Source organism: Ruegeria sp. HKCCD7559 (assembly GCF_013110575.1).
Lineage (GTDB): Bacteria > Pseudomonadota > Alphaproteobacteria > Rhodobacterales > Rhodobacteraceae > Ruegeria.
Map to the genome: position 1 here is coordinate 293,496 of NZ_WVQU01000002.1, position 12,341 is coordinate 305,836.

Consider the following 12,341-nt stretch of genomic DNA (forward strand, 5'->3'; position numbering starts at 1 on the left):
TCCGTTCGCAGAGCGAAGCAAAACTTGCTTCAGGCCTGATGTTCCATCTGTTCCAGCATCTTCCTGGCCCGTTTGCACTGCAACTGATCGCGCAGCGGGCTGTCCGGGTCGACATCCTTTTGGCACACAACGCATTTATCGGCGCCCGAGATCGCATTCAGGCCGCCGCAGCTGCCTTTGATGGTCTTCCCCATCAGCATGACACCCAATGACATACCGACCATGACAAGCGCCAAAAGAATAAAGGCCAGAATAAAAGTGCTCATCTCGGTTCCTGCCTGTCAGTTGGTTCCCAAAGCGTCTTTGAACGCGGTGCTGTGCGACGTAATATAGGCATCTTCGCCGCCTGTCACATCCCGCGAAATGAAGTACACGGCAAGTTTATACCTTTCCGCAATGTCCATTCCCTTCTCGTGACCCAAAGCCAGCATGGCCGTTGCCCAGGCATCCGCCAACATTGCGTTTTCCGCAAGAACCGTGACAGAAGTCGTGCGATGTGTAATCGGGCGTCCCGTTGTCGGATCGATGATATGCGAATACCGCACACCGTCCTGTTCGAAAAAATTCTTGTAGTCGCCCGAGCTGGCCATGCCGCGATCATCCAGGGAAACGATCAGTTGAATGCTCTGAGCGCCCGTTTCAGGCTTTTCGATGCCAATGCGCCAGGCTTCGCCCTGCTCATTCTTGCCTTTGGCAACAAGATCACCGCCGATCTCGACAAGGTAATCGGCGATACCAGCATCCTGCAAAGCGCCGGCAACCGCATCGATGCCATAGCCCTTTGCGATCGCCGACAGGTTGATGCCCACCTGCGGATCAGCCTTCGACAGCGTGCCGGCTTCGGTGTCGAGCGTCAGCAAACGGGCCTGCCCGACGCCGCTTAACGCGGCCTCGATTTCGGGATCCGATGGCACTGGATCCTCGGGCTTGCGTGGGCCAAAGCCCCAAAGTTCGATCAGCGGGCCCAGAGTTACATCAAAAGTCCCACCGGTTTTTTCGTGCACGTCATTGGCGGCCGAAAGGACCAGTGCGAGTTCGTCCGAGACCGGAACGGGGGCTGTGCTAGTTGAAGCGGAAAAGACGGACACCTCGGATTCTGGATCCCAATTGGACATTTTGGCGTTCACCTCGGCCAGCGTCTCTTCGACAGCCGCGGCCAATGCGGCCTCATCAAGATCTTCGCCGATCGCGGTTATGTTGAAGGTCGTGCCCATTGTTTCGCCCGACAGACGAACCACCTCGGGTTCTTTGTCGAACAAACAGCCGGAAAGAAGAGTGGCAACGGCCAGTAAAGGCAAAAGACGCATCGGCGATCTCCGGGAAATTCTGTGCCCGGCATATGCCAGTGGCCCCCGCCAGAGTCAAACTGCGATCACATCTTCAGCGGCAGGAAACCCAGCACCAAAAGGCCGACCCCCGCCGGCACGCCGAACAACCACGCACGTTTTTGCCAACCCGGCGGCTGTTGCTTCCACGCCATGCGGAAATTGTGGCCACAAACAACAACGGCAAAGAAGATCAATGCCGCTATGGGTGGCGTAAGATAGAGTTCACTCAATGGCTTGAACGTCCTTTCCGGCCTGCGTTTTTGCCGATCGGCGCAATTGCACCCTATACAGGTCGTTTAGCTGCGCTAAGGTGAAAGGGAAAGACTTTGCAAGAACCACAAGGAGATTGCCCATGGCTCCAACCTCTTACCAGTCGCCTTCGCGTGGCGACAAGGCTGACAAGACGACGTACAGCCAGTCTGCGGAATCGAACCTGTCGCATTCGCAGACAACCGTGGCCAGGCTGCTTGAAGGTAAAGGGGACGCGGTGTTTTCGGTGCGGCCAAATGACACGATCCATTCTGTGGTCAACACGCTGAAGGAAAAGCGGATCGGTGCTGTTCTCGTGACGGATCAGAACGGGGCATTGCAGGGGATTTTGTCAGAACGCGACATCGTTCGGCGCATGGCAGATACACCCGGCCAGACCCTTCCGCAATCGGTCGAAGACCTCATGACCAAGGATGTTAAGACCTGCACACCGGATGATCTGCTGAATGAAGTTCTAAAAACAATGACCGAGGGTCGTTTTCGCCATATGCCGGTGCTGCGCGACGGTCATTTGTGCGGCGTCATCACGATCGGAGACGTTGTCCACTTCCGTCTCAAAGAGTTGGAATATGAAGCGCTTCGCATGAAGCAAATGATCGTCGGTTAAAGGCCCACTGTTCATCCGGTCGAGGTGAACCGAACACTTCCGGCGTTGATCTCGGCGGCTGTCAAACGACCCGAAGCGAAAGCGCCCGTGTCGATCGATACCACCCGGTTCCTGATCCGGGGCAGGTCCACGATTGTGTGGCCATGCACCACCCATTGGCCATCGCTGCGGGCCAGCCTGGGAAACATGGGATGTCCCCAGAGACAAATCTGGCGATCCTGGGCCTCAGTCGGATGTCGGGGGTCCAGCGCCGCATGAACGAATGTGACGTTGCCGGTAGTCCAGGTCAAAGGCCGGTCAGCTAGCCAGTTGATCAGGCTTTCCCCCATCTTCAGGCGAAGATCATCCGCCAGTTTTCGAACCTGCTGGTAGTTGTCGATATCCGCGGGCGGTTTCAGCCCGAAAGACGCCAACGTGTGCACACCCCCATTTTGAAACCAGAGCCGGGCGTTGCCTTCCGGCACCTCCAGGAATTGCAACAGAAACTCTTCGTGGTTTCCAAGAAGACACTGAACGCGTCCTCCTGACGTCTCGCTCAGGTGAAACAGGTGGCGCAGCACCTGCGCGCTGTATGGCCCTCGGTCGATGTAATCTCCGACAAAGACCAGCAAGCTCTGATCGTCCAGTCTGGGCAACAACGCCTGCAACAAGTCCAGACGACCGTGGATATCGCCCACGGCCGTCACTTTCTCGGCCGGAGCGATGTCGCAAGACACTGCATTCGTTGTCCGCCCCGCCGTGCGGTCGAACCTCCGTCTGATCCAGTTCGTAATCATACACGTTGATCCCTATCCTTCTCGCCCATTGGCGGCAATGAGCATCTGATTGAATCAGCAAAGAGTTGACCAATGACGTCTGGATGTTCGATATGACCTTCGGCGCAGTTCAAAATGTTTGACCCGGCATCACGGGAAGAACCTTTTGTTCAGCGATGATCGTGCAGGGCGTTTTGAGGGTTCTATGAAACGGGTTTTGATTACGGGCTCTGCGGGGTTCATCGGGTTCCATCTGGCAAAGCGGCTGTTAGAGGAAGGGTTCCGCGTGCATGGATACGACGGGATGACGGATTACTATGATGTGGTCCTGAAACAGCGTCGGCATCAAATTCTGCTTCAGACACCCGGGTTCACGGCAACCGAGGATCGGTTGGAAAATTTTGATCGGTTGATGCAGGTCGCCGAAGAATTTCAGCCGGAAGTCATCGTTCATCTGGCGGCTCAGGCCGGTGTGAGACACAGTTTGGAACATCCCCGCAGCTATGTTGAATCGAATGTCGTTGGAACATTCAACGTGATGGAAATTGCACGGCAACATAAGGTGGATCATCTTTTGATGGCATCGACCTCCTCCATCTACGGTGCCAACGAGGACATGCCCTTCACCGAGACGGAAAAAGCCGACACCCAGCTTACCATCTATTCCGCGACAAAAAAGGCGAATGAGGCGATGGGGCATTCCTATGCCCATTTGTGGGATTTGCCGACGACCATGTTCCGCTTCTTTACCGTCTACGGCACCTGGGGACGACCGGATCTGGCGTATTTCAAATTTGTCGCCGCCATCCTGGATGGTCGCTCGATCGACATTTACAATCATGGCGACATGTACCGGGATTTCACCCATGTCCAGGACCTTGTACGCGGCATCAGATTGCTGATCGATGTGCCTCCGGTGCGGCCAGCCAGCCGTGAGGATATCGAGGACGGAGACAGCCTGTCGCCCGTCGCGCCCTATCGCATCGTGAATATCGGCAACGGCGAAAAAGTGCGCCTGATGGATTTCATCGAAGCCATCGAACAGGCCGTGGGGCAGAAGGCGATCAAGAATTTCATGCCGATGCAGATGGGTGATGTTCATGCCACTTGGGCGGACAATCGGCTGCTACAAAGACTGACGAACTATCGCCCCCAGACAGATCTGAAAGACGGTATCACACAATTCGTCGCGTGGTATCGAGAGTATTACGCAAAATAACGCAGGCTTACCGCCAAATGAAAGAACCGGCGTCTTCAACGCCGGTTCTTTTTTGTTCCTTAGCCGCCGAAATCGTCGAGCATGATGTCTTCGCGGTCCACGCCCAGATCCAGCAGCATGTTGATGACCGACTGGTTCATGATTGGCGGACCACACATGTAGTATTCGCAATCCTCAGGCGCGGGATGATTCTTGAGGTACTCTTCGAACAATACGTTGTGGATGAAGCCGGTATAGCCTTTCCAATTGTCCTCGGGCTGCGCGTCCGACAAGGCCACATGCCACTCGAAATTGTCGAATTCTTCAGCCAGACTGTCGAAGTCTTCGACAAAGAACATCTCTTTCTTAGACCGCGCACCGTACCAGAAGCTGATCTTGCGGTTGCGGTTCTGAAGACGCTTGAGCTGATCAAAGATATGGCTGCGCATTGGTGCCATACCGGCGCCGCCGCCAATAAAGACCATCTCTTTGTCAGTTTCGCGGGCAAAGAACTCGCCGAATGGGCCTGAAATGGTGACCTTGTCACCCGGCTTCAGGTTGAAGATGTAAGACGACATCTGACCCGCCGGAATGCCTTCGGACCCCGGCGGCGGCGAGGCCACGCGGACGTTCAGCATGATCATGCCCTTTTCGTCCGGGTAGTTGGCCATCGAATAGGCGCGCTCGATGGGTTCGGTCACCACCGATTCATATTGCCACAGATTGAAGCGATCCCAATCCTCGCGATATTCCTCTTCAATGTCGAAATCCGTGTATTTCAACTGGTGTGCAGGTGCTTCGATCTGGATGTAGCCACCGGCGCGGAAGTTCACATCCTCACCCTCGGGCAGGTCCAGGATCAACGCCTTGATGAAGGTCGCTACGTTTTCGTTCGACCGAACGGTACATTCCCATTTCTTGACGCCGAAGACTTCTTCCGGAACTTCGATATCCATGTCCTGCTTGACCGCCACCTGGCAAGACAGGCGATCACCACATGACGCTTCACGTTTCGTGATATGGCTTTCTTCGGTCGGCAGGATCGATCCGCCCCCCGAATGCACCCGCACCCGACACTGCGCACAGGTGCCGCCGCCACCGCAGGCCGAAGGAACGAACAGCTTCTCGGCAGCCAGCGTCTGTAGCAGCTTGCCACCTGCCGGAACGGAAATGGTCTTTTCGCCGTTGATCGTAATGTTGACGTTTCCGGTCGATACCAGCTTGGATCGGGCGGCCATGATGATGGCCACCAATGCCAGAACGATTACGGTGAAAAGAGCTACGCCTAAGGTAAAGGTTTCCATCAACGCCCCCTTACAGTTTCACGCCCGAGAAGGACATGAAGGCCATAGCCATCAGACCTGCGGTAATGAAAGTGATGCCCAGACCTTGCAGACCATCGGGGATGTCTGAATATTTCAGCTTTTCCCGGACTCCGGCCATTGCGGTGATTGCCAGTGCCCAGCCAAAACCGGAAGACAAGCCATAAGTCGCCGCCTCGGCAAAGTTATAGTCACGCTCCACCATGAACAGCGACCCGCCAAGGATGGCGCAGTTCACCGTGATCAGTGGCAGAAAGATCCCCAACGCGTTGTAAAGCGGTGGGAAATACTTGTCCAAAACCATCTCGAGTATCTGAACCATCGCCGCGATCACGCCGATATAGGAAATCAGGCCAAGGAAGGTCAGGTCTACATCCGGGAACCCGGCCCAGGCCAGCGCGCCCGGTTTCAACAAGTAGTTCAGCAGTAGGTTGTTGGCAGGCACGGTGATGGCCTGCACGACCATGACCGAAATCCCCAGACCCAGCGCTGTCGAAATCTTCTTGGACACGGCGATGAAGGTACACATCCCCAGGAAGAAGCTAAGCGCAAGGTTTTCGACAAAGATGGCCTTTACGGCCAGTGAGATCAGACCTTCCATCAGTGGGCCTCTACCTGCTGAATTTTGTATTCACGCTCTTCCACCTGGTTCGGCTTCCAGGTGCGGAAGGCCCAGATGATCAGACCGATGATGAAGAACGCCGAGGGCGGCAGCAACAGCATGCCGTTGGGCACGTACCAGCCGCCATTGTTGACGGTTTCCAGAATGGTAACGCCGAACAGCGACCCCGCGCCAAACAGCTCGCGAATGAAGCCGACCAGCAGCAGAATAAGACCATAGCCCATGCCGTTGCCCATTCCGTCGATAAAGGACGCAACCGGCGGATTCTTCATCGCAAACGCCTCGGCGCGGCCCATCACGATGCAGTTGGTGATGATCAGGCCGACGAAAACCGACAGGGTTTTCGAAATCTCGAAAGCATAGGCTTTCAGGATCTGGTCCACCAAGATCACCAACGACGCGATGATCACCATCTGAACGATGATCCGGATCGAACCGGGGATCTGGTTGCGCAGGCACGAAATGAAGAACGACGAAAACGAGGTCACGAAGATCACCGCCAGCGCCATCACCATCGACACTTGCAACGATGATGTCACCGCAAGTGCTGAACAGATGCCCAGCACCTGCAATGTGATCGGATTGTTGTCGACAAGCGGGTCGACCAGCATCTCTTTCTTGGTCTGGGACATCAAATCTCTCCTGCTTGAAGTTTGGCCAGGAAGGGACCATAGCCCGCATCGCCCATCCAGAATTTCACAAGGTTATCGACGCCGACCGACGTCAGCGTGGCCCCCGCCAACGCATCCACATAGAAATCTGGCCCGGCTGCGGGCTGCGATTTGGCAACGGTGATTTGCAGATCACCTGCTTCGTCGCGCAGCTTTTTCCCGTTCCACAGGGCTTTCCAGCGTGGGTTGTCCACCTCGGCCCCAAGACCCGGAGTTTCACCATGCTGATAGAATTGCAGGCCGTAGATATCGTTGCCGTTGTTTTCAAGCGCGATAAATCCATAGAGCGTCGACCACAGGCCGTATCCGTGCAGAGGCAGGATCACCTTGTCCAGATCACCTGCATCATCGCGCAGCAGATAGATAACACGGTATTTGGATTTGCGGCCGATACCGGCGGGGTCATTGTCCAACGCGACGCTCAGCTCAGGATCGCTAGCGGCGGCGATGTCGTCAAATGTGGTCGGATCAAACTGATCATCGACGAAGGTGCCTGTGGACAGCTCCAGCACATGTGGTTCGAAGGCGGCAAAAGCCTCTGTCACGTCGATGCCCGGCTCGAACACGCCTGCAACTTGCAGAACGTTTACCTGTTTGTCCTTCAGGCGGTTGGCCTCTTGCACCGGGCGCAGGCTGACTGCGGCCGCGGACACAACCATCGAGGCGACCAGACAGACGGCAACGGCGATGAAGATCGTCTTGCCAACAGAATCCGGCGACGCCGCCAGGAATTTGGCTAATGCGCCCTTGGGTGCCTCGTTTTGATCTGGGGATTGCGTATCAGACATGGCGACGCGCCCTCCGTTTGATGTTGGCTTGCACGACGAAATAGTCGATCAGCGGTGCAAAGACGTTGCCGAACAGGATTGCCAGCATCATGCCTTCGGGGAAAGCCGGGTTGATCACGCGGATCATCACGACCATGACACCGATCAGAGCGCCATAAATATAACGCCCTACATTGGTGTGGCTGGCGGAAACCGGTTCCGTCACCATAAAGGCCAGCCCGAAAGCGTAACCGCCCAACACGATATGCCAGTACCATGGCATCGCGAACATCGGGTTGGTATCCGATCCGATCAGGTTCAGCAGCAGGGTAAAGCCGATGGTGCCCGCCAGACAGCCCACAATCAGGCGATAGTTGGCGATCCTGGTCATCAGAAGGAAAGCCAGACCGATCATGCAGGCCAGCGTCGATGTTTCGCCAAAGCTGCCCTGAATGGTGCCGAAAAACGCGCTCGACCAGGTGATGCCTTCAGCGGCCAGCGCCTGCACGCCTTCGGCCGCAGACACGCCCAATGCAGTTGCGCCCGAGAACCCGTCAACGGGTGTCCAGACCGCATCCCCCGACATCTGCGCCGGATAGGCGAAATACAAAAACGCCCGCCCCACAAGCGCGGGGTTGAGAAAGTTCTTGCCGGTGCCCCCGAACACTTCCTTACCGATCACAACGCCGAAGATGATGCCCAATGCCACCTGCCACAGGGGCGTCGTAGCAGGCATGATCAGCGTGTAAAGCATTGATGTAACTAGGAAGCCTTCGTTCACCTCATGGCCGCGCACGGTGGCAAAGATGACCTCGAAGATACCGCCCGCGACCAGCGTGACGATGTAGATCGGAAGGAAATACATCAGACCATGCATGACATTGGCAAAGATGCTGGACGGGTCCAGCGAAATCCCGAACATCTGCAACAAAGCAATCCGCCAGCCGGTGGCCGATTCCGGACCCAGCAAAGCAATCGCAGAGTTTGCCTGATAGCCGGTGTTCCACATCCCCCACAGGATGCAGGGGATCGTCGCGATCACGACATAGGTCATGATCCGCTTCATATCCACATAGGACCGCGCGTGCGGCGCCACCGTGGTCACGGTTTTTGGAGTGTAGATGAAGCTTTCCACCATCTCGTAGATGGGGAAGTACTTTTCGTACTTGCCGCCCTTGGTAAAGTTCGGCTCGATCCTGTCAAAGAAGCTGCGCAAACCCATTCGGCTCAGCCCTCCTTTTCAATTTTGCTCAGGCAGTCGCGCAGCGCCAGCCCGTATTCATATTTTGCCGGACAGGCAAAGCCCACAAGGCCAAGATCCTCTTCGTCCAGCTCCAGCGCACCCAGGGCTTGGGCAGTGTCCGTATCCATTACCAGCAGCGCCCGCAGCAACTGAGTGGGCAGATAGTCCTGCGGCATCAGGTCTTCGAAAACACCTGTGGGCACCATGGCCCGACGCCCGCCGTTCAGGTTGGAGGTGAACGCATACAGCTTCTTAGCGAATGCCGAACCCAATACAGGCTGGACCGCGTATTTCGACGGCATTGGACGAATCCAGCCCAACGGGATTTGATCGGGATCTTCACGGATGATGCTGATCTGGCGCGCGAACCGGCCCAGATAGGCGGTCGGGCCCTCAGCGTGCCGGCCCGACAGGATCGAACCCGAAATGATGCGGGGCGTGCCGTCCACATCGACTTCGTCGCGGGTCAGATCGTCAGTTGATGCGCCCATCACGGTACGGATCAAACGTGGTTGACGCGCACCCGGCCCCGTCAGGGCAATCACGACATTCGGATCCAGATGGCCGGTCAGCATCAGGCGACCAATAGCGATGACATCCTGATACCCGATGGTCCAGACCTGCTTGTCGCCTGCAAGGGGTTCGAGGAAGTGAATATGCGTTCCGGCCAGCCCCGATGGGTGCGGGCCTGCGAAAGATGCAGCTTCGACACCGGCGACATCTGCGCCGGGTATCGTGTCACCCTCTTTTTGGCAAAGATAGGTTTTGCCCTCGGTCAATGTGCTGACTGCCGCCAAACCGGCGGTAAATTCTTCGGGCGCCTCGGCAATGATCGTGGCAGCGTCAGCGGCCAGCGGGTCACTGTCCATGGCGGTGACAAAGATCGCATCCGGTTTGACGCCGGGGTTCGGCATTTTTGAATAGGGGCGCGTGCGGAACGACGTCCACAGGCCGGCGGCGCACAGCTTGGCCGTCACGCCTTCGGCGCTGTCGGCATCCCCTATGCCCGAGAAATCAACACCGGTGTCATTGACATCTGTCACTTCGATCACGACGCTTTGCAGCACCCGACGGGCACCACGGTTGATCGCGACGACCCTGCCACTTACCGGTGCGACCATCATCGCGTCAGGCGCGTCCTTGTGACAGAACAGCGGCGCGCCACGTACGACGCTGTCGCCTTCCTGCACCAGCATCTTGGGTTTCAGGCCGATGTAGTCGCCGCCCAGGACGCCAACGGTCGCGTATTCCGGGCCCGGGTGAATGGTCTGGTCAGGAGCGCCTTCCACCGGCAGATCCAGCCCCTTTTTCAGTTTGAAAGTTTGCATGTTGCTACGTTCTTCCAAGCCTCTTTTCTGCGCCAGCTCTGCTAACGCCCTTTCGGGGTCATGCAATAGCGCGGTTTTTTCGAGCCTCCGTCGCAAAAGCGTCGAAAACGGTCCAAAATCCGCAGGCGTATTTCCGATCAAGGACCCTTTACGCGGGGAAGGTCATAAACGCAAACCTGTTACCGCCAAAACTTGAGGATGAACCACACAATCCTGCGATTGATCGGTCATTTCTTCTGAATCCATGGCGTATAATTGCATATCGCGCCCACCAAGGTTCCAGTGTAAGCAACCAGAATGGAAAAAGACACAGATTTGGAAATCTTTCTGGTTGCCACGCCGGGCCTCGAGGCGCCTCTTGGTGACGAGGCGCAATTCAACGGATTCGCGCAGGTCAGAACTGTACCCGGCGGGGTAACATGCCGGGGTTCATGGCCCGAGGTCTGGCGTGCCAACCTGACATTGCGCGGCGCCAACAAGGTTCTGGTGCGACTGGGCAGCTTCCCCGCCGTGCACCTTGCCCAATTGGACAAACGTGCTCGGAAATTTCCTTGGGGCACCGTTTTGCGTCCTGACGTGCCGGTCAAGGTGGAAGCCATCAGCCGCAAATCCAGAATTTATCACGCCGGTGCAGCTCGTCAGAGGATCGAGCGGGCAATATCCGAGACATTGGGCACCACGATTTCATCCGAGGCAAACCTTCGGGTGTTGCTTCGAATCGAAAAAGACATCTGCACGATCTCGGTCGACAGTTCCGGCGAGCTGTTGCACAAACGCGGTCACAAGGAAGCCATTGCCAAGGCCCCAATGCGCGAAACAATGGCCGCCATGTTCCTGAAAGAATGTGGCTACTCGGGCGATGAACCCGTACTGGACCCGATGTGCGGATCGGGTACCTTCGTGATCGAGGCCGCCGAGATCGCTCTGGGTCTGCGCCCTGGCCGCTCCCGCGGTTTTGCATTCGAGGACCTGGCGGGCTTTGACCCTGATCAGTGGCAGGAAATGCGACGGGAAACGAAGGCGGCGGAATGCGCGCTTACCTTCTACGGCTCGGATCGCAACTCGGGCGCGGTTGACGCGGCGACTGCCAATGCCGAAAGGGCCCAAGTCGGTGCCGTGACACGGTTTCAACAGCGTTCCGTCAGCGACATAAAACCCCCCGAAGGTCCTGCGGGGCTGGTCATTGTGAACCCGCCCTACGGGGCGCGAATTGGTGACGAAAGACGCTTGCGCTCGGTCTATGGCGCGATGGGCAAAACCCTGATGAACCGGTTCCAGGGATGGCGGGTCGGCGTGATCACCAGCGCTCCGGGGCTTGCCCGGGCCACACGCCTGCCTTTGCTGGCGCCAGGACCGGTCGTCGACCATGGTGGAACCAAAATTCGTCTGTACAAAACAGATCCCTTGCCGTGATTGCCTGGGACGCTTCACAACCAATTGATGACGATGGCTGCGCGGGCGAAAGCGGACAAAGAAACCAAAGGGTTTCCACCGCAAAAGGTTGCGATTCCCTTGCCTTTCAACAAGCCTGTCATCCAGCCAACGTTTTAACACCGGTGCCATCGCGACCTGCCCGGCGGGGGGGGGAGGTGAACAAGTTGGCGGACACTGTGCGCGCCGGTCAACAGCAGAACGCAAACATGTAAACGCTCGTTTTTGCGAACCATAAACATGGCGACCTGCTTAGATCACCGGGTTCCGTGCCCATTGGTCCGCTGCCATATATTTTTGGGTGTTGAGATCGAAAGATTCGGGTAGTCGCATTACAGAATCCTCTTGCGCATCAGACCCGCCGCGTATAGATCACCCGCCACGGTCGGAGTGTAGCTCAGCCTGGTAGAGCACTGTCTTCGGGAGGCAGGGGTCGGAGGTTCGAATCCTCTCACTCCGACCAATGAAATCAACTTGTCAAATGCAGAGATATTTTGCCTTTTGACCAGTTAACTTACCTTTCCGCCAACAAAAGTTACTTCTCGCAGTCTGAATTACTGCTACTTCAAACGCTCTTTTTGAAGTAATCGATCCTTACCGGATGAGGTGGATAGTTCCTCCTTCGTCGGCATCGAACGCGCCAAAGTGCAGTTGTTATCGACTGCAAAGAGAGGAGCCATCCAATTACGGAGAAGAAATGTAGGTCTGGATCTGGCTAAGGACGTTTTTCAGGTACACTGCGTTTTAGCCACCGAGCGGCGGATCCTTAATAAGGAAATCAAGCGCACCAAGTCACTCC

General features: G+C 56.5%; 13 protein-coding genes and 1 tRNA gene. 4 read left to right on the forward strand and 10 right to left on the reverse strand.

From position 1 onward, the window contains the following. Positions 1–29: 29 nt before the first annotated feature. The 3 genes from nqrM to GS605_RS09515 form a co-directional block, all read right to left on the reverse strand. Positions 30–266: a (Na+)-NQR maturation NqrM gene (gene nqrM, locus GS605_RS09505; RefSeq protein ID WP_152460192.1), complete on the reverse strand. Its 237-nt coding sequence runs from the start codon at positions 264–266 to the stop codon at positions 30–32. Between the two features lie 15 nt (positions 267–281). Then, positions 282–1,307, reverse strand: a complete 1,026-nt coding sequence (locus tag GS605_RS09510; protein WP_171723827.1) for an FAD:protein FMN transferase — start codon at positions 1,305–1,307, stop codon at positions 282–284. Positions 1,308–1,372: 65 nt separating this feature from the next. Then, positions 1,373–1,558, reverse strand: a complete 186-nt coding sequence (locus tag GS605_RS09515; RefSeq protein WP_170345279.1) for a hypothetical protein — start codon at positions 1,556–1,558, stop codon at positions 1,373–1,375. Positions 1,559–1,680: 122 nt separating this feature from the next. Between GS605_RS09515 and GS605_RS09520 the strand changes: the two genes are divergently transcribed. Next, positions 1,681–2,205, forward strand: coding sequence for a CBS domain-containing protein (locus tag GS605_RS09520; protein WP_171723828.1), 525 nt, complete (start codon positions 1,681–1,683; stop codon positions 2,203–2,205). An 11-nt stretch (positions 2,206–2,216) separates the two neighbouring features. Here the strand turns inward: GS605_RS09520 and GS605_RS09525 are convergent, their stop codons facing one another. After that, positions 2,217–2,981 (reverse strand): metallophosphoesterase family protein, encoded by a 765-nt coding sequence (locus GS605_RS09525; RefSeq protein WP_171723829.1) that lies wholly within the window; start codon positions 2,979–2,981, stop codon positions 2,217–2,219. A gap of 184 nt (positions 2,982–3,165) precedes the next feature. Between GS605_RS09525 and GS605_RS09530 the strand changes: the two genes are divergently transcribed. Further along, the gene (locus GS605_RS09530) at positions 3,166–4,179 is read left to right on the forward strand and encodes an NAD-dependent epimerase/dehydratase family protein (protein ID WP_171723830.1); all 1,014 of its coding nucleotides are present in this window, start codon (positions 3,166–3,168) and stop codon (positions 4,177–4,179) included. A 59-nt stretch (positions 4,180–4,238) separates the two neighbouring features. On the opposite strand, the gene nqrF is transcribed toward GS605_RS09530, so the two are convergent. From nqrF to GS605_RS09560, 6 genes are read right to left on the reverse strand one after another with little or no spacing between them, the layout of a single operon-like run. After that, positions 4,239–5,462, reverse strand: coding sequence for an NADH:ubiquinone reductase (Na(+)-transporting) subunit F (gene nqrF, locus GS605_RS09535; protein ID WP_171636236.1), 1,224 nt, complete (start codon positions 5,460–5,462; stop codon positions 4,239–4,241). A 10-nt stretch (positions 5,463–5,472) separates the two neighbouring features. Next, the gene (gene nqrE, locus GS605_RS09540; protein ID WP_050603817.1) at positions 5,473–6,081 is read right to left on the reverse strand and encodes an NADH:ubiquinone reductase (Na(+)-transporting) subunit E; all 609 of its coding nucleotides are present in this window, start codon (positions 6,079–6,081) and stop codon (positions 5,473–5,475) included. Next, entirely contained in the window at positions 6,081–6,734 is a 654-nt protein-coding gene (locus GS605_RS09545; RefSeq protein ID WP_152460184.1) for an NADH:ubiquinone reductase (Na(+)-transporting) subunit D, read from the reverse strand. Before GS605_RS09545 ends, nqrE begins: the two co-directional genes overlap by 1 nt. Continuing rightward, positions 6,734–7,561 carry a Na(+)-translocating NADH-quinone reductase subunit C gene (locus GS605_RS09550; protein WP_171636238.1) on the reverse strand — a complete coding sequence of 276 codons (828 nt, stop codon included), beginning with the start codon at positions 7,559–7,561 and terminating at the stop codon, positions 6,734–6,736. The genes GS605_RS09545 and GS605_RS09550 overlap by 1 nt, the downstream gene beginning before the upstream one ends. After that, positions 7,554–8,762, reverse strand: coding sequence for an NADH:ubiquinone reductase (Na(+)-transporting) subunit B (locus GS605_RS09555; protein ID WP_171636240.1), 1,209 nt, complete (start codon positions 8,760–8,762; stop codon positions 7,554–7,556). Before GS605_RS09555 ends, GS605_RS09550 begins: the two co-directional genes overlap by 8 nt. A 5-nt stretch (positions 8,763–8,767) precedes the next feature. Beyond that, positions 8,768–10,111 carry a Na(+)-translocating NADH-quinone reductase subunit A gene (locus tag GS605_RS09560; protein WP_171636242.1) on the reverse strand — a complete coding sequence of 448 codons (1,344 nt, stop codon included), beginning with the start codon at positions 10,109–10,111 and terminating at the stop codon, positions 8,768–8,770. Between the two features lie 297 nt (positions 10,112–10,408). On the opposite strand from GS605_RS09560, the gene GS605_RS09565 reads away from it, so the two are divergent. Continuing rightward, a complete protein-coding gene (locus GS605_RS09565) occupies positions 10,409–11,524 on the forward strand; it encodes a class I SAM-dependent RNA methyltransferase (RefSeq protein WP_171723831.1) in 1,116 nt (371 codons plus the stop codon). A 404-nt stretch (positions 11,525–11,928) separates the two neighbouring features. Beyond that, positions 11,929–12,005: transfer RNA gene (locus GS605_RS09570), tRNA-Pro, on the forward strand. Positions 12,006–12,341 lie beyond the last annotated feature (336 nt).

Excerpts from the sequence above, each read along its gene's own strand:
- GS605_RS09555 (WP_171636240.1), bottom strand. The coding sequence starts at position 8,762 with ATGGGTTTGCGCAGCTTCTTTGACAGGATCGAGCCGAACTTTACCAAG.
- GS605_RS09525 (WP_171723829.1), bottom strand. The coding sequence starts at position 2,981 with ATGATTACGAACTGGATCAGACGGAGGTTCGACCGCACGGCGGGGCGG.
- GS605_RS09520 (WP_171723828.1), top strand. The coding sequence starts at position 1,681 with ATGGCTCCAACCTCTTACCAGTCGCCTTCGCGTGGCGACAAGGCTGAC.
- nqrM (WP_152460192.1), bottom strand. The coding sequence starts at position 266 with ATGAGCACTTTTATTCTGGCCTTTATTCTTTTGGCGCTTGTCATGGTC.
- GS605_RS09550 (WP_171636238.1), bottom strand. The coding sequence starts at position 7,561 with ATGTCTGATACGCAATCCCCAGATCAAAACGAGGCACCCAAGGGCGCA.
- GS605_RS09545 (WP_152460184.1), bottom strand. The coding sequence starts at position 6,734 with ATGTCCCAGACCAAGAAAGAGATGCTGGTCGACCCGCTTGTCGACAAC.
- nqrE (WP_050603817.1), bottom strand. The coding sequence starts at position 6,081 with ATGGAAGGTCTGATCTCACTGGCCGTAAAGGCCATCTTTGTCGAAAAC.
- GS605_RS09560 (WP_171636242.1), bottom strand. The coding sequence starts at position 10,111 with ATGCAAACTTTCAAACTGAAAAAGGGGCTGGATCTGCCGGTGGAAGGC.
- nqrF (WP_171636236.1), bottom strand. The coding sequence starts at position 5,462 with ATGGAAACCTTTACCTTAGGCGTAGCTCTTTTCACCGTAATCGTTCTG.
- GS605_RS09510 (WP_171723827.1), bottom strand. The coding sequence starts at position 1,307 with ATGCGTCTTTTGCCTTTACTGGCCGTTGCCACTCTTCTTTCCGGCTGT.
- GS605_RS09530 (WP_171723830.1), top strand. The coding sequence starts at position 3,166 with ATGAAACGGGTTTTGATTACGGGCTCTGCGGGGTTCATCGGGTTCCAT.
- GS605_RS09565 (WP_171723831.1), top strand. The coding sequence starts at position 10,409 with ATGGAAAAAGACACAGATTTGGAAATCTTTCTGGTTGCCACGCCGGGC.